Origin of the sequence: Pseudomonas sp. NPDC089407 (genome assembly GCF_044900445.1) — a bacterium.
Classification (GTDB): domain Bacteria; phylum Pseudomonadota; class Gammaproteobacteria; order Pseudomonadales; family Pseudomonadaceae; genus Aquipseudomonas.
The window spans coordinates 220,374-245,607 of sequence record NZ_JBJDNB010000002.1; the positions used below are offsets into that span (position 1 = coordinate 220,374).

Sequence of the window (25,234 nt, forward strand, 5' to 3'; positions counted from 1 at the left end):
GCAGTACCTGTGGGAGCCGGCTTGCCGGCGATAGGGCCAGCACAGGCTGACACCGCTCAGCGCAACATGCTCCGCGCCTCAAGCAGCTCATCCACTTCAAGCTCGGTACCAAACGGCAACCCCAGGTGGCGGTACGCCGGCAGTGCCGCCAGCGGCCGTTGGCGCCCCCGCTGGCTGATGCAGCGGGCGATCTGCACAATGTCGATGTAATCGACCTTCTCAGTCTGACGGTCAAGGTCCTGAACCTGGCTTGGCAGGTTCACCAGCTGCTCCGGAAACTCCCACGCCTTGAGAATCTTGTCGCCCAGCACTGGCTGGATCTGCTCGATCACGTAATGCAGGCACACCGGGTCGGACAACAGTTCATTGTGTTCTTCGGCATAGATCAGGACCGGTAGCGCGCCGATCTGGTTGACCAGCCCACCCAGGGTCGCCTGCTCCGGCTTGAGCTGGGTGTAGCGGCGGCAGATTTCGTAACTGATGCCCGCCACTTCCAGGCTATTGGCCCATATATCGCGAAGTTTCTGCTCAACTGCCGATGAGCGTGCATGGAAAATCTGCTCGATCACCAGGCCGATGGCCAAGTTGCAGCTGTAGTTTATGCCCAGCCGCGTGATGGCGGTGTGCAGGTCGGTAACCTCCACCGCCGCGCGCAGCAGTGGGCTGTTGACGACCTTGATCAGGCGCGCTGAAAGGGCCGCATCGCGACCGATCACTTTGCTCAGGGCCGCTACGCTGATCTCGCTGTCTTCCGCAGCTTCACGGATGCTCAGGGCAACCTCGGGCAGGGTTGGCAGGACCAGGTCATCCTTTTCGATGGCATCGAGCAACTGTGCTTGAACCATCTCGGCCAGCTTGTTCATGGGCGTGTCTACCGCAGTGGTGGTGCGGCCCCGCCATGCGGGCGGGGCAGGCTGGTCAGCGTTGGATTTCCCGGTCGCGGTCCAGTTCGTAAGGCAGGGTCAGCACCTGCAGGCGTGGGCCTTCCAGGCTGCCCAGGTGCAGGTTATTGTCCTCAACTGCGTCGGCGCTAAGCACCGCGAGCAGCTCGCAGCCCGCGCCGTTGCTGGCTGCAATCACCACTTCACCGACCGACGAGCCATGGGTAGGCGAGAAAATTTCGGCGCCCGGGGCCGGAATGGCTTGCTGGTCCAGTGCCAGGCGGTACTGGCGGCGCTTGAGCTTGCCCAGGTACTGCATGCGCGCAACAATTTCCTGGCCGGTGTAGCAGCCTTTCTTGAAGCTGACGCCATCGACGGCCTGCAGGTTGATCATCTGCGGGATGAACAGCTCACGGGTTGGCCCCATGACCTGGCCGATACCGGCGCGAATCTGCCCCAGCAGCCAGTCGTTGAGGTTGCCCTCGGGCAGCGCGGCGGCGAGCGCCTGGCGCACCGGCTCGGCGTTCTCCGCCGCCACCCACAACTCCACGCGGCCAACGGACACGCTGATGGCAATCAGCCCCTCATGGCGCACGGTACTGCCGATGGCGGCGGGCACGTCGAGCCCCAGCGCTTGCAGTGCCGCTTCGCCACCTTGCAGGCCGAAACGTGCCCAGGCGGCGCTTTCATCGGTCAGTGTGGCCTTGGAGAATACGGCGTATTTCTTCAGGTCGGCCAGTTGCGCATCGAGCAGTTCGCTGGCCATGGCCAGCAAGTAGCCATTGCCTTCGGGCAGGATGCGGAAGCTGGACTGCATGCGCCCTTTGACCATGCAGCGGGCGCCGAGGCTGGCATGTTCCAGGCTGAGGTAGTTGATGTTGCAGGTCAGCTGGCCTTGCAGGAACTTGCCTGCATCGGAGCCGCGGACGGCGAGGATGCCCTCGTGGGACAGGGGGCAAAAGAAAGCGGAATCGGCCATGGGTCATCGCGGTGGCTAAAGACTGGCGGCCATCATAGAACGCCGGTAACAAAATAGGTAGGTGACTAGACCAACGCCCGGTGTCGCTTCGCTCGCCTGGCTGTATACTGGCGGGCCATTCGAGGAGGGCCCCATGGTCGAACAAACTGAACTCAACCGGCTTTTCTGGCACAGCCGCCGCGGCATGCTGGAACTGGACGTACTGCTGGTGCCTTTCACCCAGGAAGTCTACTCCACCCTCAACGAGACCGACCGCGAACTGTACGTGCGGCTGTTGAGCTGCGAGGACCAGGACATGTTCGGCTGGTTCATGGAGCGCACCGAGTCTGAAGACCCGGAGCTGCAGCGCATGGTTCGCATCATCCTGGACCGTGTCCAGCCCAAGTGAGTGCTTCGAATGCCGCTGGCAAGGCTCGCGCCTGCTGCTAGTGGCCTACCTGGCGTGCCAGGTGCTGGCGTGGCTTGCCGTGTGGGCGAGCCCGCTGCCCGGGTGGTTGGCCTTTTGCGTTGTTGCCGCCTGTCTTGCCCACGCTGCCTGGGCTGTTCCCCGACGTATTCTGCTGACCCATGAACATGCCGTAGTCGGCCTGCGCCGTGATGTGCGCGGCTGGCAAGTGTTCAGCCGTGGTTGTGGCTGGCAGCCGGTGCGGCTGTGTCGGGACAGCGTGGCATTGCCGGGGTTGGTGGTGTTGCGTTTTCAGCGCGCAGGGTGCTGGTTGGGGCAAAGCCAGTGTGTGCCGCGGGATGCGCTGGGGGTGGATGAGCATCGGCGTTTGCGGGTGAGGTTGAAGTTCAGCCGGCGGCGCTGGGCTGAGGTGGGAGCGAGTCGGGGCTGACAGGTGTTCGCCGTGGCAGGTTTGGCGCCTGTGAGATCGAGCGCCGCCCGCGCGGCGCTTCGCGGCACAAGGCCGCTCCCACATTTGTTTCGGGCCAGTCACTCCTTTGAAGTCACCTCTGCCCGTCTAGTATTTTCCATTCGATATCGAAGGTGTCATCTGTGCTTTTCTGCTATCTCCAGCCATGCATCCAAGGAGCGAGTGCGGAGGTGGCAGGAGTAATTGGCCCGAAACAGATGTGGGAGCGGGCTTGCCCCGCGAAGCGCCGCGCGGGCGGCGCTCGATCTCTCAGGCGCTACAGCTTTCAGGCAGGACCAAGAATCGTGTCCTTCGCCTCGTCCAGCAACCCCGGGTAATCCAGCGTGTAATGCAAGCCACGGCTTTCCTTGCGCTGCATCGCCGACAGGATCATCAACTCGGCCACCTGCGCAAGGTTACGCAGTTCGATCAGGTCACGGCTGACCTTATAGTTGCTGTAGAACTCATCGATTTCATCCAGCAACAGACGAATACGGTGCTGCGCCCGCTGCAACCGCTTGCTGGTGCGCACGATACCCACGTAGTCCCACATGAACCGCCGCAACTCATCCCAGTTGTGCGCGATGATCACGTCCTCGTCCGAATCGGTCACCTGGCTGGCATCCCAGCCCGGCAGGGCCTCGGGCATGGGCACCTGTTCCAGGTGCGCCTCGATGTCGGCCGCGGCGGCGCGGCCATAGACGAAACATTCCAGCAGCGAGTTGCTGGCCATGCGGTTGGCGCCGTGCAGGCCGGTAAAGCTGGTTTCGCCAATGGCATACAAGCCAGGCACTTCGGTGTGGCCACGGTCGTCGACCATCACCCCGCCGCAGGTGTAGTGCGCCGCAGGCACCACCGGGATCGGCTGGCGGGTAATGTCGATGCCAAACGCCAGGCAGCGCTCGTACACGGTGGGGAAGTGGCTCTTGATGAACTCGGCCGGCTTGTGGGTGATGTCCAGGTAGACGCAGTCCACACCCAGGCGCTTCATCTCGTGGTCGATGGCGCGGGCCACGATGTCGCGTGGGGCCAGTTCCTCGCGCGGGTCGAAGCGCGGCATGAAGCGCTCGCCATTGGGCAGGCGCAGCAAGGCACCCTCGCCGCGCAGGGCTTCGGTGACCAGGAAGCTCTTGGCCTGCGGGTGGTACAGGCAGGTCGGGTGGAACTGGTTGAACTCCAGGTTCGCCACCCGGCAACCGGCGCGCCAGGCCATGGCGATACCGTCGCCACAGGCACCGTCAGGGTTGCTGGTGTAGAGGTAGACCTTGGCCGCGCCGCCAGTGGCCAGCACGGTGAAGCGTGCGCCAAAGGTGTCCACCTCGCCCGTGTTGCGGTTGAGCACGTAGGCACCCAGGCAACGTTCGCCTGGCAGCCCCAGGCGCCGCTCGGTGATGAGGTCGACGGCCACGCGCTGCTCCAGCAGCTGGATGTTCGGGCGCCGGCGGGCCTGCTCCAGCAGCGTGGTAAAAATGGCTGCGCCAGTGGCGTCGGCGGCGTGGATGATGCGCCGGTGGCTATGGCCGCCTTCGCGGGTAAGGTGGAACTCGAAGCCGCCGTCGTCGACGCTGTAGTGCTCGTCGCGGGTAAAGGGCACGCCTTGCTCGATCAACCACTGAATCGCTTCGCGGCTGTGCTCGACGGTAAACCGCACCGCGTCTTCATGACACAGCCCGCCGCCAGCATTGAGGGTGTCCTCGACGTGCGACTGCACGGTATCGGTATTGTCGAGCACCGCTGCGACACCGCCTTGGGCCCAGAAGGTCGAGCCATTGGCCAGGTCGCCCTTGCTCAGCACGGCAACGCGCAGGTGGCGGGGAAGGTTAAGTGCCAGGCTGAGACCGGCGGCACCGCTGCCGATCACCAGGACATCATGTTGGAATTGTTGGCTCATGTCGGGACACTAGTAATCTTTGGAGGGGGCGCGGCACAATAGTCACGCGCAGGTGGCATTGTGAAACTATCGTTAAACTTGGCCGGGTTGCCTTTATAGCAGCCTGAGGTGGCCAATTTCCATGCCGCTTGGCCACTTACCGAGGCGCGCGTCAACCTTTGTGGGAACTTTCCGACATGGCCGGAAATCCTATGAAGGCTGCCCGCACGCCACAAATTGCCGCGGCGACGCAGGGTGGCAGGCCTTTCCGGGCTGACCCCTGCGTATTCGAAACCTGATTATCGACGTAGCCGGCCATGTCCGCGCCGCGTCTTCCGTGCAAGCCGACCAAGGGCTGCAGGAAACTTGCTTGGAGGGGAGAACTTTTGCGCAAAGCCCGAGTCTATGGTTGCAAGCCTGAACAATGGCTGCTGCAACGCTCCTTTGAGTTCATTGAGGAGTGTTCATGCTAACCCAGGAAGAGGATCAGCAGCTTGTCGAGCGCGTTCAGCGCGGCGACAGGCGAGCGTTCGATCTGTTGGTGCTGAAGTATCAGCACAAGATTCTCGGGTTGATCGTGCGGTTCGTTCACGATACCCACGAGGCCCAGGACGTAGCACAGGAAGCCTTCATCAAGGCCTACCGTGCGCTTGGCAATTTCCGCGGCGACAGTGCGTTCTATACGTGGCTGTACCGCATCGCCATCAACACGGCGAAGAACTACCTGGTGTCCCGTGGAAGACGGCCACCAGACAGCGATGTCAGCTCCGAGGATGCGGAGTTTTACGACGGCGATCATGGTCTCAAGGATCTCGAGTCCCCAGAGCGCTCGTTGTTGCGGGATGAAATCGAAGGCACCGTCCATCGCACCATCCAGCAACTGCCCGAGGACCTACGCACGGCTTTGACCCTGCGTGAGTTCGACGGGCTGAGTTACGAAGACATTGCCAGTGTCATGCAATGTCCGGTGGGTACCGTGCGCTCTCGAATCTTCCGCGCTCGGGAGGCCATAGATAAAGCCCTGCAGCCTTTGTTGCAGGAAACCTGAGACAGCGGCGACAGCCAAGAGAGGAACCGCCATGAGTCGTGAAGCTTTGCAGGAATCGCTGTCCGCGGTGATGGATAACGAAGCGGACGAACTGGAGCTGCGTCGGGTGCTGAGCGCCGTCGACGAAGCCGAAACCCGTGCCACCTGGTCGCGCTACCAGGTGGCCCGTGCAGCCATGCACAAGGAGCTGCTGCTGCCCAACCTGGATATCGCCTCGGCGGTGTCTGCGGCGCTGGCTGACGAAGCGGTGCCGGCCAAGGTCAAGAAAGGTCCTTGGCGCAGCATTGGCCGCCTGGCGGTCGCGGCTTCCGTCACCGTGGCTGTGCTGGCCGGGGTACGCATGTACAACCAGGACGAGATCACTGGCGCCGAGCTGGCTGCCCAGCAGCCGGTCCAGCAAGGCCTGAGCGTGCCACAAGCACAAGGCCCGGCTGTTTTGGCAGGCTATAGTGAGAGCAGTGAGCAACCGACCGGGCCAATGGCCAACGGCGTGCTGCAGAACCAGGCCGGCTGGGATCAGCGTCTGCCAGGCTACCTGCGCCAGCATGCCCAGGAATCTGCGCTCAAGGGCACTGAAACCGCACTGCCATATGCCCGCGCTGCCAGCCTGGAAAACCGTTAAGTAAGGAGGACCATGCGCGCGCTTCCTCTCCTGTCGCTGCTGATTGGCAGCTGCATGACGGTGCCAGCGTTGGCAGCCAACTCTTCGCCTGAGGCGAGTGAGTGGCTGAACAAGCTGGCGCAGGCCGAGCAAAAGCAGAGCTACCAAGGCTCTTTCGTTTACGAACGCAACGGCAGTTTCTCCTCCCATGATATCTGGCACAGGGTCGAGGGCGGCAAGGTCAGCGAGCGGCTCTTGCAGCTCGATGGCGCTGCCCAGGAAATCGTGCGCGTGGATGGCAAGGTGGAGTGCGTCAGCGGGGCCTTGGCCAGCAGTGTCACGGCGCCGCCAGATACTGCGCAGCGTGTGCTTGATCCACTGAAACTGATGGGCTGGTACGACTTGAGCGTGGTAGGCAAGTCGCGGGTTGCCGGGCGCGACGCCGTGATTGTTACGCTGGCCCCACGTGATCAGCACCGTTACGCCTTCGAACTGCATCTGGATCGACGCAGCGGCCTGCCGCTGCGCTCGTTGATGCTCAACGACAAGGGGCAGTTGCTGGAGCGCTTCCAGATGACCCGCCTCGATACCGACAAACTTCCCAGTGACGCGGATATGCGCCCCAGCGCAGCCTGCAAGCCGGTGCAGCCTGCCACCGCCGTCAGCAATGACACCGTCGCTGGCTGGCGCTCGGACTGGCTGCCGCCTGGCTTCGAACTGGTCAACAGTTCGGTGCGCCGCGACCCCAAGCAAAACAGCTCGGTCAGCAGCTTGATGTATGACGATGGCCTGGCGCGCTTCTCGGTGTTTCTCGAACCGGTGAAAGACGACGGCGGCACCGACATGCGCACCCAATTGGGCCCGACTTCGGCGGTTTCGCGCCGCTTGAACACGCCCAAGGGCAAGGTGATGGTGACTGTGGTCGGCGAAATCCCGCTGGGAACGGCAGAACGCGTCGCGTTGTCGATGCGCCCTCAGGATGCCCAGGCGCGCCAGTAATGGTGCGCTTTTGCGGGCGATGCCAAGGCGGGCGGACACACGGCTGAAATGAAATTAAAGCATTGTCATTTGCAATCCATCGGCAAATTTTCTATAGGTCAGGCTTTCAGGAGCCTGGCCTTTCCTGCTTTGTGCAGGGGTCTTTCTAAACTACCGCTCGTTTTGACGGGAGCCGTATGTCAATACCACGCTTGAAATCCTACCTAACGATGTTCGCCGCCGTGCTGATGCTCGGCCAGGTGCTCAGCGCCCAGGCCGAGGAAGCCCTGCCGGACTTCACCACCCTGGTCGAGCAGGCCTCGCCGGCGGTGGTCAACATCAGTACCAAGCAGAAGCTGCCGGACCGCCGCGTTGCCCAAGGGCAGATGCCGGACCTGGAAGGCCTGCCGCCAATGTTCCGCGAGTTCTTCGAGCGCAACATGCCGCAGCAGCCGCGCTCGCCGCGTGGGGACCGCCAGCGTGAGGCGCAGTCGCTGGGCTCGGGCTTCATCATTTCCAGCGATGGCTACGTGCTGACCAACAACCACGTGGTGGCCGATGCCGACGAAATCATCGTCCGCCTGTCGGACCGCAGTGAGCTGCAGGCCAAACTGGTCGGCACCGACCCGCGTACCGACGTGGCCCTGCTGAAGGTCGAGGGCAAGAACCTGCCGACCGTGAAGCTGGGTGACTCCGAGAAGTTGAAGGTGGGCGAGTGGGTGCTGGCCATCGGTTCGCCGTTCGGCTTCGACCATTCGGTAACCAAAGGTATCGTCAGCGCCAAGGGCCGGACCTTGCCGAATGACACCTACGTACCGTTCATCCAGACCGACGTGGCCATCAACCCGGGTAACTCCGGTGGCCCGTTGTTCAACATGAAGGGCGAAGTGGTGGGTATCAACTCGCAGATCTTCACCCGTTCCGGTGGCTTCATGGGCCTGTCGTTCGCCATCCCGATCGATGTGGCGATCGATGTTTCCAATCAGCTGAAGAAAGACGGCAAGGTCAGCCGCGGCTGGCTGGGCGTGGTGATCCAGGAGGTCAACAAAGACCTGGCTGAATCCTTCGGCCTGGACAAACCGGCCGGTGCACTCGTGGCGCAGGTGCTGGAAGACGGCCCGGCAGCGAAGGGTGGCTTGCAGGTAGGTGACGTGATCCTGAGCATGAACGGCCAGCCGATCGTCATGTCGGCCGACCTGCCGCACCTGGTCGGCAGCCTCAAGGATGGCGAAAAGGCCAAACTTGAGATCATCCGCAATGGCAAGCGCCAGAGCCTCGACATTGCCGTCGGCGCGATGCCGGATGACGATGCCGACATCGGCACCGGCACTGGCGCGCAAGGCAGCGCCGAGCGCAGCAGCAACCGCCTGGGTGTCTCGGTGGCCGACCTGACCGCCGAGCAGAAGAAATCCCTGGAGCTCAAGGGCGGCGTGGTCATCAAGGAAGTTCAGGATGGCCCGGCAGCGCTGATCGGCCTGCGTCCGGGTGATGTCATCAGCCACCTGAACAACCAGGCCATCGGTTCGGCCAAGGAATTCACCGAAATCGCCAAGGAGCTGCCGAAAAACCGTTCGGTGTCGATGCGCGTACTGCGTCAGGGCCGTGCCAGCTTCATTACCTTCAAGCTCGCTGAATAAGCGGGTCGGCAAGGGAAAAGGGCAGCCTCGGCTGCCCTTTTTCATGAATATTCACAATTGTACGGATAATTGCTGTGTACAGTCGGACAGAGGAATCTCCCATAACCCAGCAGCTTAAGGTACAATTCCCGGCTATTTTTCGGCGGGCGTCCGGCTCGCAGCCTTTTCGAGTGTTGATCTGTGAGTGATTTGAGTCATATCCGCAATTTCTCCATCATCGCCCACATCGACCATGGCAAGTCGACGCTGGCCGACCGTTTCATCCAGATGTGCGGTGGCCTGTCGGCGCGCGAAATGGAAGCTCAGGTCCTCGACTCCATGGACCTGGAGCGTGAGCGCGGTATCACTATCAAGGCCCACAGCGTCACGCTGCACTACAAGGCGCAGGACGGCAAGACCTACCAGCTGAACTTCATCGACACCCCCGGCCACGTCGACTTCACCTACGAAGTCTCGCGTTCGCTGGCAGCCTGTGAAGGCGCACTGCTGGTGGTCGACGCCGGCCAGGGCGTCGAAGCCCAGTCCGTAGCCAACTGCTACACCGCCATCGAGCAGGGCCTGGAGGTAATGCCGGTCCTGAACAAGATGGACCTGCCCCAGGCTGACCCGGACCGCGTCAAGGACGAGATCGAGAAAATCATCGGTATCGACGCCACCGACGCCGTGGCCTGCAGCGCCAAGAGCGGCATGGGCGTGGACGAGGTGCTCGAGCGCCTGGTGCACTCCATCCCGCCGCCTGAAGGCGAAATCGATGCACCGCTGCAAGCGCTGATCATCGACTCCTGGTTCGATAATTACCTGGGCGTGGTCTCGCTGGTGCGTGTGCGCCAGGGCCGCGTCAAGAAAGGCGACAAGATTCTGGTCAAGTCCACCGGCAAGGTGCACCTGGTCGACAGCGTCGGTGTGTTCACCCCGAAACACACCCAGACCGCTGATCTGAAAGCCGGTGAAGTAGGCTTCATCATTGCCAGCATCAAGGACATCCATGGTGCACCGGTTGGTGACACCCTGACCTTGTCCTCCACCCCGGAAGTGGAAGTACTGGCAGGCTTCAAGAAAATCCAGCCGCAGGTCTACGCCGGCCTGTTCCCGGTCAGTTCCGATGACTTCGAAGACTTCCGCGACGCGCTGCAAAAGCTGACGCTGAACGATTCGTCGCTGCAGTACATGCCGGAAAGCTCCGATGCCCTGGGCTTCGGCTTCCGCTGTGGCTTCCTCGGCATGCTGCACATGGAGATCATCCAGGAGCGCCTGGAGCGCGAGTACGACCTCGACCTGATCACCACAGCGCCAAGCGTAATCTATGAGCTTGAGCTCAAGACTGGCGAAACCATCATCGTTGACAACCCGTCGAAGCTGCCGGACGTGTCTTCGGTCACCGACTTCCGCGAGCCGATCGTCACCGCCACCATCCTCGTGCCGCAGGAGCATCTGGGCAACGTCATCACCCTGTGCATAGAAAAGCGCGGCGTGCAGCGTGACATGCAGTTCCTCGGCAGCCAGGTGCAGGTGCGCTATGACATGCCAATGAACGAAGTGGTGCTGGACTTCTTCGACCGCCTCAAGTCCACCAGCCGCGGCTATGCTTCGCTGGACTATCATTTCGATCGCTACCAGTCGGCCAACCTGGTCAAGCTGGACGTGCTGATCAACGGCGACAAGGTTGATGCCCTGGCATTGATCGTGCACCGCGATAACGCGGCCTACAAAGGCCGTGCGTTGACCGAGAAGATGAAGGAACTGATCCCTCGGCAGATGTTCGATGTGGCGATTCAGGCAGCCATTGGCGGCCAGATCATTGCGCGGACAACCGTCAAGGCGCTCAGAAAGAACGTACTGGCCAAGTGCTACGGTGGTGACGTTAGCCGTAAGAAGAAACTGCTGGAGAAGCAGAAGGCCGGTAAGAAACGCATGAAACAGGTGGGCAACGTGGAGATTCCACAAGAAGCCTTCCTCGCCGTGCTCAGGTTGGATAGCTAGGTCCTATGTCGCTAAATTTCCCGCTGTTGCTGGTCATCGCCGTATTCGTCTGCGGTCTGCTGGGCTTGATCGACCTGCTGTTCCTGGCCCCGCGCCGGCGTGCGGCAATTGCCAACTACCAGGGCAGCGTCAGCCAGCCCGAGTTGGCCGTGGTCGAGCGCCTGAACAAGGAGCCGTTGCTGGTCGAGTACGGCAAGTCGTTCTTCCCGGTGCTGTTCATCGTGCTGGTGCTGCGCTCGTTTTTGGTCGAGCCGTTCCAGATCCCTTCGGGGTCGATGAAGCCGACCCTGGAAGTGGGCGATTTCATTCTGGTGAACAAGTTCTCGTACGGCATTCGCCTGCCGGTGATCGACAAAAAGGTCATCGAGGTGGGTGACCCGCAGCGCGGGGATGTGATGGTGTTCCGCTACCCGAGCGACCCGAACGTCAACTACATCAAGCGTGTGGTTGGCCTGCCGGGCGACGTGGTGCGCTACACCAACGACAAGCGGCTGTTCGTCAACGGCCAGCCGATTGCCGAACAGCTGGTGGGCAGCGAGCCGGGTACCTTGGGCAGCGCCGAGCTGTACAAGGAAAAGCTCGGCGAGGCCGAACACCTGATCCGCAAGGAAATGAGCCGCTATCGCATGCCACCGGACCAGCAGTGGACCGTGCCGGCAGGCCATTACTTCATGATGGGCGACAACCGCGACAACTCCAACGACAGCCGTTTCTGGGATGACCCGAACATTCCCAAGGAACTGCACGGCATGGTTCCGGACCGGAATATTGTCGGCAAGGCCTTCGCAGTGTGGATGAGCTGGCCAGAGCCGAAACTCAGCCACCTGCCCAACCTGTCGCGGGTCGGCCTGATCCATTGATACCCATCGGCGCTGTCCAGTAGACAGCGCCGAATGCATTTCTGACATAGGCTGTGTTCTCAGGGATCGGGAGATTCGCCGCACATCGCGTGGCGAACCACAGCCAAACAGTCTTTCAGGATGTTGATTTGAACAACGCGTTGAACAACCAACGGGTGGCCGCATGAGTGCTTCCCTTGCCAACCTGGAGCGAAAGCTCGGTTACACCTTCAAGAACCAGGACCAGATGCTCCTGGCGCTGACCCATCGCAGCTATGCCGGGCGCAACAACGAGCGCCTGGAGTTTCTCGGTGACGCCATTCTCAATTTCGTCGCCGGCGAAGCGCTGTTCGAGCGTTTTCCGCAGGCCCGCGAAGGCCAGCTGTCGCGTCTGCGCGCACGCCTGGTCAAGGGCGAGACCCTGGCCCGCCTGGCCCGTGGTTTCGACCTGGGTGAATACTTGCGCCTGGGGTCGGGCGAACTCAAGAGCGGCGGTTTTCGTCGTGAATCGATCCTGGCCGACGCGCTGGAGGCACTGATTGGCGCCATCTATCTGGATGCCGATATGGAAACGGCCCGAGAGCGCGTGCTGGCCTGGCTGGCCAATGAGTTCGAAGGCCTGACCCTGGTCGACACCAACAAAGATCCAAAAACCCGCCTGCAAGAGTTCCTGCAGTCGCGCAGCTGTGAGCTGCCGCGTTACGAAGTAGTGGATATCCAGGGTGAACCGCACTGCCGCACCTTCTTTGTCGAATGTGAAGTGGTGCTGCTGAACAACAAGAGTCGTGGCCAGGGCGTTAGCCGGCGTATTGCCGAGCAAGTCGCTGCCGCGTCTGCACTGATCGCCCTGGGCGTGGAGAATGGCAATGACTGATAACACCCCGACCCGTTGTGGCTACGTAGCCATTGTCGGCCGCCCCAACGTCGGCAAGTCGACCCTGCTTAACCACATCCTCGGCCAGAAGTTGGCGATTACTTCGCGCAAGCCGCAGACCACTCGCCACAACATGCTCGGCATCAAGACCGAGGGTGACGTGCAGGCGATCTACGTCGATACCCCCGGTATGCACAAGGCCAACGACAAGGCCTTGAACCGCTACATGAACCGCAACGCTTCGGCGGCCCTGAAGGACGTCGACGTGGTGATCTTCGTGGTCGACCGTACCAAGTGGACCGACGAGGACCAACTGGTACTGGAGCGTGTGCAGTACGTGACCGGCCCGCTGATCATCGCGGTCAACAAGACCGACCGCATGGAAGAGAAGGCCGAGTTGATCCCGCACCTGCAGTGGCTGCAGGAGCAACTGCCGAATGCCGAGGTGATGCCGATTTCCGCGCAGCAGGGGCATAACCTCGAAGCGCTGGAAGCACAGATCGCCAAGCACCTGCCGGAAAACGATCACTTCTTCCCGGAAGACCAGATCACCGACCGCAGCAGCCGCTTCCTGGCTGCGGAACTGGTGCGCGAGAAGATCATGCGCCAGTTGGGTGCAGAGCTGCCGTACCAGATCACCGTGGAAATCGAAGAGTTCAAGCAGCAGGGCCATGTGCTGCACATCCACGCGTTGATCCTGGTTGAACGTGACGGCCAGAAGAAGATCATCATTGGTGACAAGGGCGAGCGCATCAAGCGCATTGGCTCCGAGGCACGCAAGGACATGGAAGTGCTGTTCGACTCCAAGGTCATGCTCAACCTGTGGGTCAAGGTAAAAGGCGGCTGGTCCGACGACGAGCGCGCCCTGCGTTCGCTGGGCTACGGCGACCTCTAAGCCGCGCTCTCGCCCCTGTAGGAGCGGCCTTGCGTCGCGAATGGGCTGCGCAGCAGCCCCAGCGATTCATGCTGCGAAGCTGAGAACCTGGGGCCGCTTCGCGCCCCTATCGCGACACAAGGCCGCTCCTACAAGGGCCAGTGCAACCTTGGGGCGAGTGATCTTTATGGAACAACCTGTCGGCCAGCCAGCCTATGTGCTGCACAGCCGTGCCTACAAGGAAACCAGCGCGCTGGTGGACTTTTTCACCCCGCAGGGCCGTATGCGCGCGGTATTGCGCCGTGCACGCGGCAAGGGTGGCAGCCTGGTGCGGCCGTTCGTGCCGCTTGAGGTAGAGCTGCGCGGGCGCGGCGAGCTGAAAAATGTCGGGCGCATGGACAGCGCTGGCATCGCCGCCTGGCTGCATGGCGATGCACTGTTCAGCGGGCTGTACCTCAATGAACTGCTGATGCGCCTGCTGCCTGCCGAAGCGCCATTCCCGGCGCTGTTCGAGCACTACTCCCTGACCCTGCAAGCCCTGGCCGAAGGACGACCGCTGGAGCCTTTGCTGCGCTCGTTCGAATGGCGGCTGCTGGATGAGCTCGGTTATGCGTTTTCCCTGAGCCAGGACGTCAACGACCAGCCCATCGCCACCGACGGCCTGTACCGCTTGCGCGTGGATGCCGGCCTGGAACGGGTCGAACTGGCACAACCCGGCCTGTTCCGCGGCACCGAACTGCTGGCCCTGGCTGACGCCGACTGGGACGCGCCCGGCGCCTTGCTGGCTGCCAAGCGCCTGATGCGCCAGGCACTGGCGGTTCATCTGGGGGCAAAACCGCTGGTCAGCCGGGAACTGTTTCGCAAGCGCTGATCACGACGTATGCTGTGGGGCTCAATCTTCAGGAGAGCCTTTCGTGACTCACAGCAACCGCATGCTTCTTGGCGTCAACATCGACCACGTGGCGACCCTGCGCCAGGCCCGCGGCACGCGTTACCCTGACCCGGTCAAGGCGGCCCTGGATGCCGAGGAAGCAGGCGCCGATGGCATCACCGTGCACCTGCGCGAAGACCGTCGGCACATCCAGGAACGTGATGTGGTGGTGCTCAAGGATGTGCTGCAGACGCGCATGAATTTCGAAATGGGCATCACCGAAGAGATGATGGCCTTTGCCGAAAAGATTCGCCCGGCGCATATCTGCCTGGTACCGGAAACCCGTCAGGAGCTGACCACCGAGGGTGGCCTGGACGTGGCGGGCCAAGAGGCCCGGATCAAGGCGGCGGTCGAGCGCCTGGCACGTACCGGTGCCGAAGTGTCGCTGTTCATCGATGCCGACGAGCGGCAGATCGAGGCTTCGCGCCGTGTTGGCGCGCCGGCGATCGAGCTGCATACTGGCCGTTATGCCGACGCCCAAACCCCGACCGAAATGGCTGAAGAGCTGCAGCGCATTGTCGATGGCGTGGCGTTTGGCGTAGGCCAGGGGCTGATCGTCAATGCCGGCCATGGCCTGCATTACCACAACGTCGAGGCGGTGGCGGCGATCAAAGGGATCAACGAGCTGAACATTGGCCACGCGCTGGTGGCGCATGCCTTGTTCGTTGGTTTCAAGGCGGCTGTGGCCGAGATGAAGGCGCTGATCGTGGCGGCTTCGCGCTGATTTGCCGGTTGCCTGTACTGGCCTGTTCGCGGCGGTTCGACGCCTCGATAAACCCGCTCCTACACAAGCACCACGATCTGTGTAGGAGCGGGTTCACCCGCGAAGAGGCCGGCACAGGCAGCCGATTATTCGGCAGGAAACACCAGGCTGAAGCAGGTCGGCCCCAAAGGGCTGCTGCTCACTTCAACCCGCCCCCCATGCAACTGCATGATCGACTTGACGATCGCCAGCCCCAATCCGGTCCCACCTTCCAGCCGCGAGCGCCCCGAGCCGACCCGGTAAAACCGCTCGAACAAGCGCGGTTGTTGTTCTGCCGCAATGCCTGGCCCCTGGTTTTCCACTGATAGCCGAACTTCACTGCCTTGGCGCTCTATGCGCAGCAGCACAGGCTTGCCGTCAGGACTATGCCGAATGGCATTGCTCAACAGGTTCGACAATGCCCGCTGGAACATCAGGCGGTCTCCCATTGCCGTCCCCCAGCCCTCGACAACCAATTCAACCTCTTTCATCTCGGCACTGAAGGCAAACAACTCGACCACCCGCACCGCCTCGTCACCCAGTGCCAAGGGTTTCAGCGCCACCAGAGTCTGTGGCTGGCTAACCTGGGCAAGAAACAGCATGTCGTTGATGATGCGGTTGAGCCGGGTCAGCTCCTCGATGCTGTCTTCCAGCACCTCTCGGTAATTGGCGTTGTCCCGCTCACGCGCCAGTGTCACCTGGGCCTTGCCCATCAGGTTGCTCAGCGGCGTACGCAGCTCATGGGCCAGGTCATCGGAAAATTGCGACAGCTGGCTGACACCCTGGTCGAGGCGGTCGAGCATCACGTTGATGCTGCGTGCCAGTTCCGCCAGCTCCAGCGGCAGGTCGTTGGTGGGCAGGCGATGTTGCAGGTCCTGGGTCGAAACCTGCCCGGCGATCCGCCGAAAGCGCCGCAGCGGTTTCAAGCCACGCTGCATCAGCCACCAGGCGGCCGCACCAATCAACACCAGCAGCAACGGCAACGCCAGCAAGGTGGAGTGTAGGTAGGCCTGGAGCAGGGCGTTATCGTCGGCACGGTTCAGCGACATCATCACCTTGACCGGGGTGTTGTCGCGCAGGTGCATCAGCCGGGTCACGGTAAGGATCTGGTTGCCGCTGCTGTCGCGCCAAGGGTAAAAGGCCAGGCGGGCAGCGGTGGGCAGTTCAGCCACCCGTGACTCCAAGCCAGGCCCCAGGCTGAGCAGGTGCGGGTGGCGGCTGTCCAGCGCCAGCACGTTAAGGCTGAGGTTGTCGTGCCCCATCACCAGATCGAGCAGCGGATGGGCGCGGCTGCCCAGGTCCTCGCTGCGCAGGTCGACGCGCAGGTTGTGCTCGACCTGCAGCATCTTGCGCGCCAGGTCTTTGCGGGCGCGGCTGTCCAGTTCGTGATCAAGGGCGAATACCGCCAGGCAGGCCAGCAGCAGCACCAGTGCGGCGCCCATCAGCGTTACGCTCAGGCCCAGGCGTAGCGACAGGCTGGCCTTTTTCAAAAACGGGCCTCCAGCACATAGCCGACGCCACGTAGGGTATGGATCAGCTTGCTGTCGAAGGGGTCGTCGATCTTCGCCCGCAGGCGCCGGATCGAGACCTCGACCACATTGGTGTCGCAGTCGAAGTTCATGTCCCATACCAGCGAGATGATCTGCGTGCGCGACAGCACTTCGCCGGTCTGGCGCATCAACAGGTGCAGCAGGGCGAACTCCTTGGCCGTCAGGTCGATACGCTGCCCGCTACGGTAGGCTCGGTGGCGGCCGGGGTCCAGCTCCAGGTCGGCGACGCGCAGGGTGCTGGGTTGCAGTTGCCGGTCGTTGCGGCGCAGCAGACTGCGGATGCGTGCCAGTAGTTCAGGGAATTCGAAAGGCTTGAGCAGGTAGTCATCGGCGCCCAGGTCCAGGCCCTTGACCCGGTCGGCCAGGCGGCCATGGGCGGTGAGCATCATGACGCGCGTGGCCGACTCGGCGCGCAGGCGCTGCAGCACGGTCCAGCCATCGAGTTCGGGCAGGTTCACGTCGAGGATGACCAGGTCGTAAGGCTGCTGGCGGGCCAGGTGCAAGCCGTCGGTGCCGGTGTGGGCGCAGTCGACCACGTAGCCGTTTTCGCGCAGGCCTTGTTGCAGGTAGTCGGCGGTACGCAGCTCGTCCTCGATGATCAGTAGGCGCATGGAGTGCTCGGAGTAATGAAAGGGGGCGATTCTTGACCCTTTAGTGACATCAGGGTCAAGGGGCAGGATGTTACGGCATGAGAATGGGGCTGCGGCGTGGATAACGGATTTGTAATCCTGGTGTTATGTGGGTGTCTGTTCTGGCCATATCGCCGGCAAGCCAGCTCCCACAGGTCTTTCACAGTTTTCAGAACTTGTGGTGATCCTGTGGGCGCTGGCTTGCCGGCGATAGGGCCAGAACAGAAGAGACGAAGCCACATTGCAGGACTGTAATCCCCGCCTCACTTTGCCGTTAGCTAGCCCTCGCTAGGATGGCCCTGTCTGATCGGTTATCACGAGGCAAACACGATGAACCTGACCCAATACCTGCTGTTGGCCACCCTTGCCCTGGGCAGCGCCAGCGTCTACGCCGAGGGCGGTGCGGAGCGCTCCAGACAGTTCTGGCAAGCCTTCCGCGAAGACCAGCAGCGCCTGCACGGCGACAAGCAACAGGCCGTTGCCGAACGTGAACGCAAGGCGCAAGAGAAGGCCCGCGAGCTAGCAAAGGATTGAGGTAACCGCACCTGCGCCGCGACAGCTCCTCGCCGCAGGTGTTTTCAGGCGCCCGAACGGGCGCCTTTTTTATTTGCGTGCCACCAGCGTGGCGCGGCGTGGGGCGGGCAGGCCTTCGATGGTCTTGCTGTGGTCGTTCGGGTCGAGGAAGTCGCCCAGTGACTGATAGCGCATCCAATCGGTACTGCGCTGCTCTTCGACGCTGGTCACGCTCACATCGACGCAACGCACATCGCTGAAGCCGGCACGGCGCAACCAGCGCTCCAGCGCGGGTACCGACGGCAGGAACCAGACGTTGCGCATTTGCGCGTAGCGGTCCTCAGGGACCAGCACCTGGTTTTCGTCGCCTTCGATCACCAGGGTTTCAAGTACCAGCTCACCACCCTTCACCAGGCAGTCCTTGAGCGCCAGCAGGTGCTCGATGGGCGAGCGGCGATGGTAGAACACGCCCATGGAAAACACCGTATCGAAGCCTTCCAGGTTGGCCGGCAGCTCTTCCAGCGCGAACGGCAGGTGCCAGGCCGGAAGCGCTGGCAGGTACTGCTGAACGGCCTGGAACTGGCAGAAGAACAGCCAGTTGGGGTCGACGCCCACCACCATGTCGGCGCCGGCACCGAGCATGCGCCACTGGTAATAGCCGTTGCCACAGCCCACATCGAGCACGCGCTTGCCCTTGAGGTCCAGGTGCGGACCAACCCGTGACCATTTCCAGTCCGAGCGCCATTCGGTGTCCACGTGCACACCAAACAGGTCGAATGGCCCCTTGCGCCAAGGCGCCAGGCCCATCAGCGCCTGGCGCATCTGCGCGCGCGTGGCGTCGTCGCAGTCACAGTCCAGGCGTAGCCCGTTGACCAGGTCGATTTCGCTCGGTTGCAAGGTGGGCAGGGCGTCGAGTGCGCCGCGCCAGCGGTCGAGGTCACCGTGGCCTTTTTCCAGCTTGGCTTCCAGTTGCGCTTGCAGGCCTTGCGACCAAGAAGCCAGGGGCGTGCCCGCCAGGCGGCGGACGAGGGGGGACAGATCGATCATGGCAGGGCTATCAACGAGGCGAAGTTAAGGCATTGGAACCAGGGCACCACTTTCGAGAAACCGGCGGCACGCAGGCGCTCTCGATGGGCTTCGAGGGTATCGGGGCGCATCACGTTTTCAATGGCGCTGCGCTTCTGGGCGATTTCCAGTTCGCTGTAGCCATTGGCCCGCTTGAAGTCCAGGTGCAGTTCATTGAGCAGGTCCTGCTCGTGCTCATCGGCAAAGCGCAGCTTCTCCGAGAGGATCAGCGCGCCGCCCGGCAGCAGCGCCTGGCGGATACGGCCGAGCAGTTCCAGCCGCTGGTCGGGGGCGATGAACTGGAGCGTGAAGTTCATTGCCACCACCGAGGCGGGCTCGAAGGGCAGGGCGAGGATATCGGCTTCCAGTACTTGCACCGGCAGCAGCTCCTGGAACATGGAGTCCTGCGCGGTGAGGTACTGGCGGCAGCGTTCGACCATGGCCGCGGAGTTGTCTACCGCGATCACCCGGCAGCCGTCGCTGCGCACATGGCGGCGCAGCGACTGGGTGACTGCACCCAACGATGCGCCCAGGTCGTACAGCGCGGTGTTTGCCTGGGCGAAGCGGCCAGCCAGCACGCCGAGGTTTTCGACGATGGTCGGGTAGCCCGGCACCGAACGCTTGATCATGTCCGGGAATACTCGCACTACGTCCTCGTTGAAGACGAAGTCGGGCACCTGCTCCAGAGGGTGGGCGAAGAGGCGGTCGGGTTGTTTGCTCACGGTGAATCCAGGCGGCGGCTGATGGGCAGGGGGCGCATTCTAGCCAAACTGCCGCCTGGATGCATGGTCGGCTGACCAGCGCTGTACGTTCAGTTGACCCGGATGGCGCAATCGAAGGTCTGCACTGGCGGCACTTCCAGGGCCCATGGCTGTTGGTAGACCAGTACCAGGTTGCCTTCGCCAGTGGCGCGGGCCTGGTAGCGCCAGGTCGAGAGGCCCGAGCTGCCGACCACATCGCTGTCTTCGGGAGCGCTGTAAACCTCGGGGCCGAGGCTTTGCAGCACATTGGATGCTGGGTTCTGTACCCGCCAGCGATAGCCGGTGGACGGGTTGCCAGGCAAGCTCAGTGTCAGGCCCTGGCCCACCTGCAGGCGCGTCGGGCATTCGCTTTCGGCGTCCAGTTCAACGGGCTGCGTGGGTTGTTGGGCGCAGGCAGAAAGCAGGGCGAAGCTCAGGGGAACGAGCAGACGAGGGGTGGTCATGTTGGCTCCGGAGGCTGGCGATTGCCTGAGGATAACCGATGATCACGCAGATTTGGTTGCTTGTGCCGGCCCTTTCGCGGGTAAACCCGCTCCCACAGGTAACCCACTAGTTTCAAATCCAATGGGGTACCTGGGGGAGCGGGTTCACCCGCGAAAGGGCCGGTGCAGGTTAGAAGAGCACTTTTGCCACGTCGGCAAAGCGCTTGGCGAAATGCACCGTCAAGCCTTCGCGCAGGTAATCCGGCAGCTCTTCGAAGTCACCCCGGTTAGGCTCCGGCAGGATCAGTTCGAAGATCTTCTGCCGCCGCGCCGCAATCACCTTCTCGCGCACGCCGCCAATCGGCAGCACCTGGCCGGTGAGGGTCAGCTCGCCGGTCATGGCCACGCCTTTTTTCGGTGCCTGGTCGCGGGCCAGTGACAGCAGGGCGCTGGCCATGGTGATACCGGCACTCGGGCCGTCCTTGGGCGTAGCGCCTTCAGGGACGTGCAGGTGGATGAAAGCCTCGTTGAAGAAGCCCGGGTCACCGCCAAACTGCTTGAGGTTGGAGCTGACGTAGCTGTAGGCAATTTCCGCCGACTCTTTCATCACGTCCCCCAGCTTGCCGGTCAGCTTGAAGCCGCGGTTGAGGGTGTGAATGCGAGTCGCCTCGATCGGCAGCGTGGCGCCGCCCATGCTGGTCCAGGCCAGGCCGGTGATCACACCTTTGCCGGCCAGTACCTGCTCGCTGCGGAACACTGGCATGCCGAGCGCGGCTTCCAGGTCCTTCGGGCCGATCTTCAGCTTGGCATCGGGGTTGTCCAGCAGCTTGACCACCGCCTTGCGCACCAGTTTGCCCAGTTGCTTTTCCAGTTGGCGCACACCGGCCTCGCGGGCATAGCCCTCGATGACCAGGCGCAGGGCGCTGTCACTGATGCTGAGGCTGGTTTTGGCCACGCCGGCTTTTTCCAGCTGCTTGGGCCACAGGTGGCGCTTGGCGATGGCCAGTTTTTCTTCGGTGATGTAGCCAGACAGGCGAATCACTTCCATGCGGTCAAGCAACGGCCCGGGGATCGAGTCCAGGGTGTTGGCGGTACATACGAATAGCACCTTGGACAGGTCCAGGCGCAAGTCGAGGTAGTGGTCGAGGAAGTCGACGTTCTGTTCCGGGTCGAGGGTTTCCAGCAGCGCCGAGGCCGGGTCGCCCTGGTAGCTCTGGCCCATTTTGTCAATTTCGTCGAGCATGATCACCGGGTTCATCACTTCGACGTCTTTCAGGGCCTGCACCAGCTTGCCGGGCTGGGCGCCGATGTAGGTGCGGCGGTGGCCCTTGATTTCGGCTTCGTCGCGCATGCCGCCGACACTGAAACGGTAGAACGGACGGCCGAGCGACTCGGCGATCGACTTGCCGATGCTGGTCTTGCCAACCCCGGGCGGGCCTACCAGCAGCACGATCGAGCCGCTGATTTCGCCCTTCCAGGCGCCTACGGCGAGGAATTCGAGGATGCGTTCCTTGATGTCGTCGAGGCCCGCGTGGTGCTGGTCAAGCACTTTGCGCGCATGCTTGAGGTCGAGCTTGTCCTTGCCGTAGATGCCCCAAGGCAGGGCGGTGGCCCAGTCCAGATAGTTGCGGGTGACGGCATATTCCGGCGAGCCGGTTTCAAGGATGGCCAGCTTGCCCATCTCTTCATCGATGCGCTTTTGCGCCTGGGGCGGCAGGGTCTTGCCTTCGAGGCGCTGTTCGAACTGTTCAAGGTCGGCACTGCGGTCGTCCTTGGTCAGGCCCAGCTCCTGCTGGATGACCTTGAGCTGCTCCTTGAGGAAAAACTCGCGCTGGTGTTCGCCGATCTGCCGGTTGACCTCGGCCGAGATCTCGTTCTGCAGGCGCGCGACTTCTACCTCTTTGCGCAGCATCGGCAGGACCTTTTCCATGCGCTTGAGCATGGGCACGCAGTCCAGCACTTCCTGCAACTGGTTGCCAGTGGCCGAGGTCAGTGCGGCGGCGAAGTCAGTGAGCGGTGACGGGTCGTTGGGGCTGAAGCGGTTGAGGTAATTCTTCAGTTCTTCGCTGTACAGCGGGTTGAGCGGCAGCAGTTCCTTGATCGCGTTGATCAGGGCCATGCCGTAGGCCTTGACCTCGTCAGTCGGCTCCGCGGGCTGGCGCGGGTACTCGACTTCGACCAGATAAGGCGGGCGGTGGTGCTTGAGCCAGGTGCGGATGCGGACCCGGGTCAGGCCCTGGGCGACGAACTGCAGCTTGCCGTTTTCACGGCTGGCATGGTGCACCTTGACCAGCGTGCCGTACTGCGGCAGCGCTGCGGTATCGAAGTGGCGGTGGTCTTCTGCCGGGGTGTCCATGAAGAACAGTGCCAGGCAGTGATCCGGTGACTTGGCCACCAGGTCGAGGGTTTCGGCCCAAGGCTCCTCGTTGACGAGGACCGGCAGTACCTGCGCCGGGAAGAACGGGCGGTTGTGGATCGGGATCACGTAGACCTTGTCCGGCAGCTGCTGGCCGGGCAGGGCGAGGGCGTGGCCGGGTTCGGCCTGAGTGGTGGTGTGTTCGACTTCGCTGTGTTCGTCGGGGTGTTCCGGGAAATCCTGCTGGTCGCTCATGGGGCACCTGCGTGAATGACTATGGTGCTTAGATGGGGCGGAGGGGGATGGGTTTCAAGCTTCAAGCTTCAAGCTTCAAGCTGCAAGCTGCAAGCTGCAAGAAAAAAGCGGGACCGCATTGGCCCCGCTTTTACTTGCAGCTTGTAGCTTGTGGCTTGCAGCTTACTCAGCGAGTTTGTAAGCGATGATGTAATCGCCCATTCTGGTACCCAGCGAGCCATGCCCGCCGGCTGTCACCAGCACGTACTGCTTGCCATCCTTGCCGGTGTAGCTCATCGGCGTGGCCTGGCCACCCGCTGGCAGGCGGGCTTTCCACAGTTCCTTGCCATTGCTCACGTCATAGGCGCGCAGGTACTGGTCGAGGGTGCCGCTAAGGAAACCGACGCCACCTGCGGTTACGATCGAGCCTCCCATGCTTGGCACACCCACCGGCAGGCCGATCGGCACCGGGGTACTGTCGCGGGTGGTGCCGTTCTTGTGCTTCCACACCACCTTGTTGGTGAACAGGTCGATGGCGGCGACATAGCCCCAGGCCGGGGCCTGGCACGGTACACCCAGCGGCGACATGAAGGGGTGCATGGTCACTGCATACGGTGCCCCGGTGTTCGGCTGCACACCGCTGGTCTCGCTTTCGCGCTTGCTGCCTTCGGCAACCTGCTCACGCGGGACCATCTTCGACACGAAAGCCATGTAGTTGGGCGAGGTAAACAGCAGCTGGCGCACCGGGTCGACCGACACGCTGCCCCAGTTGAATACGCCGACGTTGCCCGGGTAGACCAGCGAACCCTGCTCGGACGGCGGGGTGTACTGGCCTTCGTAGCGCAGCTCGCGGAACTGAATGCGGCACAGCATCTGGTCGAACGGCGTGGCGCCCCACATGGCCTGTTCGGTCAGCTCTGGGCCAAGCAGGTTGAGGTCGGAGCGAGCCTGGGTCGGTGAAGTGTGGTCGCCTTTCACCGCACCTTGCGGGGTGGGAATTTCGCGGATTGGCACGATCGGCGTGCCGTCGCGGCGGTCAAGCACATACAGGCTGCCTTGCTTGGTCGGCACGATGATCGCCGGCTTCACGCCATCGTCAGTCTTCAGGTGCACCAGGGTCGGCTGGCTGCCGACGTCCATGTCCCACAGGTCGTGGTGGGTGAACTGGTAGTTCCAGCGGGCTTTGCCGGTGGCCAGGTCCAGGGCGACCACGCCGGCGCTGTACTTCTCGGCACCCGGGGTACGGTTGGCGCCCCACTGGTCCGGGGTCTGGTTGCCCAATGGCAGGTAGATCATGCCAAGGTCTTCGTCGACGCTGGCGATCGACCACATATTGGCCGAGTTGCGGCTGTACATCTTGCCGGCTGCCAGCGGCTTGGTGTCATCCGGGTTGTTGCTGTCCCAGTTCCACACCAGGTGGCCGTCGTGCACATCGTAGGCGCGGATCACGCCGGACGGCTCGTTGGTCGACTCGTTGTCGGTGACGTGGCCACCGATGATCACCAGGTCACGGGTGACCGCGGCAGGCGAAGTGGAGTAGTAGCCACCGGCGGTGAACGGGCCAATGCCGGTGGTGAGGTCGATCACGCCCTGGTTGGCGAAGCCTTCGCACACCTTGCCGTTGTCGGCGTTGATGGCGATCAGACGAGCGTCAGCGGTAGGCAGGTAGAGGCGGCGCGGGCAGGCCTGGGCTACGGCTTGGCCTGCGTCGGTAATTTTCGGCGCCGGGCTGCCGTCGCGGCTGACATAGCGGTTTTCGTCATAGTACGAAACGCCGCGGCAGGTCATGTGGGCAAAGCCTTTGAAGGTACCGGTCGGGCTCTTGACCTGCGGGTCGTAGCGCCAGATTTCCGCGCCGGTGTCCGGGTCCAGGGCCAGCAGGCGGCTGTGCGCGGTGCAGGCGTAAAGCATGCCGTTGACCTTCAGCGGGGTGTTCTGGTTGGTCAGCTCCACCGGGTCGTTTTCGGTCGGCAGGTCACCGGTGCGGATGCGCCAGGCTTCTTCCAGGCGGTAGGCGTTCTGCGGGGTGATCTGGCGCAGTGGCGAGTAGCGGTCGCCATGCTCGGTGCGGCCGTAGGCCTGCCATTCGCCATCCGGCATGGCCGGGGCAGCGCTGGCCATTTCGCTGCTATCGCGGCCCAGTTCGCCGAACACTTCACCGGGGTGGGTGAACTGGCTGCCCAGGGCGCAGGCGCCAGAAGCGACCACGGCCACGCTGAGCAGGGCCGTGTTGGCCTTACTGGCCGGGCCGGTCAGCGGGCGACGTGCCCATGGCAACAGCAGTACCACACCGATGGCGAACCACAGGGCCAGGCGCGGCACCAGTTGCCACCAGTCGAGGCCGACTTCGAGCAGCGCCCAGACGGTACTGCCCAGCAGCACCAGGCCGTACAGGCCCAGGGCGATGCGGCGTTGGGCCAGCAGCAGTGCGCCGGACAGGGCAAAACCGATACCGGCGATCAGGTAGTACAGCGATCCGCCCACCTGGCTCAGCTTGATGCCGCCGGCCAGCAGGGCCAGGCCCATCAGTAACAGCAACACGCCGATCAGGCGCGGTAGCCAGCGGCTTCCATGGTTGGCACCTTCAGTGCTCATCGTAGGTTCTCCGTCAGGTCA

General features: G+C 62.7%; 23 protein-coding genes. 13 read left to right on the forward strand and 10 right to left on the reverse strand.

Features of this window, described 5'->3' with window-relative positions; genetic code table 11:
* Positions 1 to 56: 56 nt before the first annotated feature.
* Together ACI2KG_RS02975 and ACI2KG_RS02980 are read right to left on the reverse strand one after the other, a co-directional pair.
* Positions 57 to 863 (reverse strand): HDOD domain-containing protein, encoded by an 807-nt coding sequence (locus ACI2KG_RS02975; protein ID WP_404660724.1) that lies wholly within the window; start codon positions 861 to 863, stop codon positions 57 to 59.
* 55 nt (positions 864 to 918) lie between these two features.
* A complete protein-coding gene (locus ACI2KG_RS02980) occupies positions 919 to 1,860 on the reverse strand; it encodes a YgfZ/GcvT domain-containing protein (protein ID WP_404660725.1) in 942 nt (313 codons plus the stop codon).
* Positions 1,861 to 1,993: 133 nt separating this feature from the next.
* On the opposite strand from ACI2KG_RS02980, the gene ACI2KG_RS02985 reads away from it, so the two are divergent.
* Both ACI2KG_RS02985 and ACI2KG_RS02990 read left to right on the forward strand, forming a co-directional pair.
* Positions 1,994 to 2,248, forward strand: coding sequence for a succinate dehydrogenase assembly factor 2 (locus ACI2KG_RS02985; RefSeq protein WP_016498168.1), 255 nt, complete (start codon positions 1,994 to 1,996; stop codon positions 2,246 to 2,248).
* Entirely contained in the window at positions 2,232 to 2,696 is a 465-nt protein-coding gene (locus ACI2KG_RS02990) for a protein YgfX (RefSeq protein WP_404660726.1), read from the forward strand. The genes ACI2KG_RS02985 and ACI2KG_RS02990 overlap by 17 nt, the downstream gene beginning before the upstream one ends.
* A 304-nt stretch (positions 2,697 to 3,000) precedes the next feature.
* On the opposite strand, the gene nadB is transcribed toward ACI2KG_RS02990, so the two are convergent.
* On the reverse strand, positions 3,001 to 4,605 hold the full coding sequence (gene nadB, locus ACI2KG_RS02995) for an L-aspartate oxidase (RefSeq protein WP_404660727.1): 1,605 nt from the start codon (positions 4,603 to 4,605) through the stop codon (positions 3,001 to 3,003).
* Positions 4,606 to 5,050: 445 nt separating this feature from the next.
* On the opposite strand from nadB, the gene rpoE reads away from it, so the two are divergent.
* The 10 genes from rpoE to pdxJ all read left to right on the forward strand — a co-directional run bounded on the left by rpoE (position 5,051) and on the right by pdxJ (position 15,070).
* Positions 5,051 to 5,632 carry an RNA polymerase sigma factor RpoE gene (gene rpoE, locus ACI2KG_RS03000; protein ID WP_003252049.1) on the forward strand — a complete coding sequence of 194 codons (582 nt, stop codon included), beginning with the start codon at positions 5,051 to 5,053 and terminating at the stop codon, positions 5,630 to 5,632.
* A gap of 31 nt (positions 5,633 to 5,663) precedes the next feature.
* Positions 5,664 to 6,254: a sigma-E factor negative regulatory protein gene (locus ACI2KG_RS03005; protein ID WP_404660728.1), complete on the forward strand. Its 591-nt coding sequence runs from the start codon at positions 5,664 to 5,666 to the stop codon at positions 6,252 to 6,254.
* A gap of 12 nt (positions 6,255 to 6,266) precedes the next feature.
* Complete coding sequence (locus ACI2KG_RS03010; protein WP_404660729.1) at positions 6,267 to 7,232, forward strand: MucB/RseB C-terminal domain-containing protein; 966 nt, start codon at positions 6,267 to 6,269, stop codon at positions 7,230 to 7,232.
* Between the two features lie 209 nt (positions 7,233 to 7,441).
* Positions 7,442 to 8,848: a DegQ family serine endoprotease gene (locus ACI2KG_RS03015; RefSeq protein WP_404660768.1), complete on the forward strand. Its 1,407-nt coding sequence runs from the start codon at positions 7,442 to 7,444 to the stop codon at positions 8,846 to 8,848.
* A 180-nt stretch (positions 8,849 to 9,028) separates the two neighbouring features.
* The gene (lepA, locus tag ACI2KG_RS03020; protein ID WP_400614786.1) at positions 9,029 to 10,828 is read left to right on the forward strand and encodes a translation elongation factor 4; all 1,800 of its coding nucleotides are present in this window, start codon (positions 9,029 to 9,031) and stop codon (positions 10,826 to 10,828) included.
* Positions 10,829 to 10,833: 5 nt separating this feature from the next.
* The gene (gene lepB / locus ACI2KG_RS03025; protein ID WP_110742721.1) at positions 10,834 to 11,688 is read left to right on the forward strand and encodes a signal peptidase I; all 855 of its coding nucleotides are present in this window, start codon (positions 10,834 to 10,836) and stop codon (positions 11,686 to 11,688) included.
* Positions 11,689 to 11,851: 163 nt separating this feature from the next.
* The gene (rnc, locus tag ACI2KG_RS03030) at positions 11,852 to 12,541 is read left to right on the forward strand and encodes a ribonuclease III (RefSeq protein WP_400614791.1); all 690 of its coding nucleotides are present in this window, start codon (positions 11,852 to 11,854) and stop codon (positions 12,539 to 12,541) included.
* Complete coding sequence (gene era, locus ACI2KG_RS03035) at positions 12,534 to 13,436, forward strand: GTPase Era (protein WP_346644665.1); 903 nt, start codon at positions 12,534 to 12,536, stop codon at positions 13,434 to 13,436. Before rnc ends, era begins: the two co-directional genes overlap by 8 nt.
* 166 nt (positions 13,437 to 13,602) lie before the next feature.
* On the forward strand, positions 13,603 to 14,286 hold the full coding sequence (gene recO / locus ACI2KG_RS03040; RefSeq protein WP_400614794.1) for a DNA repair protein RecO: 684 nt from the start codon (positions 13,603 to 13,605) through the stop codon (positions 14,284 to 14,286).
* A 61-nt stretch (positions 14,287 to 14,347) separates the two neighbouring features.
* On the forward strand, positions 14,348 to 15,070 hold the full coding sequence (gene pdxJ / locus ACI2KG_RS03045) for a pyridoxine 5'-phosphate synthase (RefSeq protein ID WP_404660769.1): 723 nt from the start codon (positions 14,348 to 14,350) through the stop codon (positions 15,068 to 15,070).
* 125 nt (positions 15,071 to 15,195) lie between these two features.
* Here the strand turns inward: pdxJ and ACI2KG_RS03050 are convergent, their stop codons facing one another.
* Entirely contained in the window at positions 15,196 to 16,578 is a 1,383-nt protein-coding gene (locus tag ACI2KG_RS03050; RefSeq protein ID WP_404660730.1) for a heavy metal sensor histidine kinase, read from the reverse strand.
* Entirely contained in the window at positions 16,575 to 17,249 is a 675-nt protein-coding gene (locus ACI2KG_RS03055; RefSeq protein WP_404660731.1) for a heavy metal response regulator transcription factor, read from the reverse strand. The genes ACI2KG_RS03050 and ACI2KG_RS03055 overlap by 4 nt, the downstream gene beginning before the upstream one ends.
* A 348-nt stretch (positions 17,250 to 17,597) precedes the next feature.
* On the opposite strand from ACI2KG_RS03055, the gene ACI2KG_RS03060 reads away from it, so the two are divergent.
* Positions 17,598 to 17,801: a hypothetical protein gene (locus tag ACI2KG_RS03060; protein WP_404660732.1), complete on the forward strand. Its 204-nt coding sequence runs from the start codon at positions 17,598 to 17,600 to the stop codon at positions 17,799 to 17,801.
* A gap of 69 nt (positions 17,802 to 17,870) precedes the next feature.
* Here ACI2KG_RS03060 and cmoB read toward each other — a convergent pair whose 3' ends face one another.
* From cmoB to ACI2KG_RS03085, 5 genes are all read right to left on the reverse strand, one after another.
* Positions 17,871 to 18,827, reverse strand: coding sequence for a tRNA 5-methoxyuridine(34)/uridine 5-oxyacetic acid(34) synthase CmoB (gene cmoB, locus ACI2KG_RS03065; RefSeq protein ID WP_404660733.1), 957 nt, complete (start codon positions 18,825 to 18,827; stop codon positions 17,871 to 17,873).
* Positions 18,824 to 19,567, reverse strand: coding sequence for a carboxy-S-adenosyl-L-methionine synthase CmoA (gene cmoA, locus ACI2KG_RS03070; RefSeq protein WP_400614806.1), 744 nt, complete (start codon positions 19,565 to 19,567; stop codon positions 18,824 to 18,826). The genes cmoB and cmoA overlap by 4 nt, the downstream gene beginning before the upstream one ends.
* 89 nt (positions 19,568 to 19,656) lie before the next feature.
* A complete protein-coding gene (locus tag ACI2KG_RS03075; RefSeq protein ID WP_404660734.1) occupies positions 19,657 to 20,049 on the reverse strand; it encodes a protease inhibitor I42 family protein in 393 nt (130 codons plus the stop codon).
* Positions 20,050 to 20,218: 169 nt separating this feature from the next.
* Positions 20,219 to 22,639, reverse strand: a complete 2,421-nt coding sequence (lon, locus tag ACI2KG_RS03080) for an endopeptidase La (protein ID WP_404660735.1) — start codon at positions 22,637 to 22,639, stop codon at positions 20,219 to 20,221.
* Between the two features lie 162 nt (positions 22,640 to 22,801).
* On the reverse strand, positions 22,802 to 25,213 hold the full coding sequence (locus ACI2KG_RS03085; RefSeq protein ID WP_404660736.1) for a glucose/quinate/shikimate family membrane-bound PQQ-dependent dehydrogenase: 2,412 nt from the start codon (positions 25,211 to 25,213) through the stop codon (positions 22,802 to 22,804).
* Positions 25,214 to 25,234: the final 21 nt, after the last annotated feature.

Coding starts and splice junctions, on each gene's coding strand:
- ACI2KG_RS02975 (WP_404660724.1), bottom strand. CDS start 863: ATGAACAAGCTGGCCGAGATGGTTCAAGCACAGTTGCTCGATGCCATC.
- ACI2KG_RS02980 (WP_404660725.1), bottom strand. CDS start 1,860: ATGGCCGATTCCGCTTTCTTTTGCCCCCTGTCCCACGAGGGCATCCTC.
- ACI2KG_RS02985 (WP_016498168.1), top strand. CDS start 1,994: ATGGTCGAACAAACTGAACTCAACCGGCTTTTCTGGCACAGCCGCCGC.
- nadB (WP_404660727.1), bottom strand. CDS start 4,605: ATGAGCCAACAATTCCAACATGATGTCCTGGTGATCGGCAGCGGTGCC.
- rpoE (WP_003252049.1), top strand. CDS start 5,051: ATGCTAACCCAGGAAGAGGATCAGCAGCTTGTCGAGCGCGTTCAGCGC.
- ACI2KG_RS03005 (WP_404660728.1), top strand. CDS start 5,664: ATGAGTCGTGAAGCTTTGCAGGAATCGCTGTCCGCGGTGATGGATAAC.
- ACI2KG_RS03010 (WP_404660729.1), top strand. CDS start 6,267: ATGCGCGCGCTTCCTCTCCTGTCGCTGCTGATTGGCAGCTGCATGACG.
- ACI2KG_RS03015 (WP_404660768.1), top strand. CDS start 7,442: ATGTTCGCCGCCGTGCTGATGCTCGGCCAGGTGCTCAGCGCCCAGGCC.
- lepB (WP_110742721.1), top strand. CDS start 10,834: ATGTCGCTAAATTTCCCGCTGTTGCTGGTCATCGCCGTATTCGTCTGC.
- rnc (WP_400614791.1), top strand. CDS start 11,852: ATGAGTGCTTCCCTTGCCAACCTGGAGCGAAAGCTCGGTTACACCTTC.
- era (WP_346644665.1), top strand. CDS start 12,534: ATGACTGATAACACCCCGACCCGTTGTGGCTACGTAGCCATTGTCGGC.
- recO (WP_400614794.1), top strand. CDS start 13,603: ATGGAACAACCTGTCGGCCAGCCAGCCTATGTGCTGCACAGCCGTGCC.
- pdxJ (WP_404660769.1), top strand. CDS start 14,348: ATGCTTCTTGGCGTCAACATCGACCACGTGGCGACCCTGCGCCAGGCC.
- ACI2KG_RS03055 (WP_404660731.1), bottom strand. CDS start 17,249: ATGCGCCTACTGATCATCGAGGACGAGCTGCGTACCGCCGACTACCTG.
- ACI2KG_RS03060 (WP_404660732.1), top strand. CDS start 17,598: ATGAACCTGACCCAATACCTGCTGTTGGCCACCCTTGCCCTGGGCAGC.
- cmoB (WP_404660733.1), bottom strand. CDS start 18,827: ATGATCGATCTGTCCCCCCTCGTCCGCCGCCTGGCGGGCACGCCCCTG.
- ACI2KG_RS03075 (WP_404660734.1), bottom strand. CDS start 20,049: ATGACCACCCCTCGTCTGCTCGTTCCCCTGAGCTTCGCCCTGCTTTCT.
- lon (WP_404660735.1), bottom strand. CDS start 22,639: ATGAGCGACCAGCAGGATTTCCCGGAACACCCCGACGAACACAGCGAA.
- ACI2KG_RS03085 (WP_404660736.1), bottom strand. CDS start 25,213: ATGAGCACTGAAGGTGCCAACCATGGAAGCCGCTGGCTACCGCGCCTG.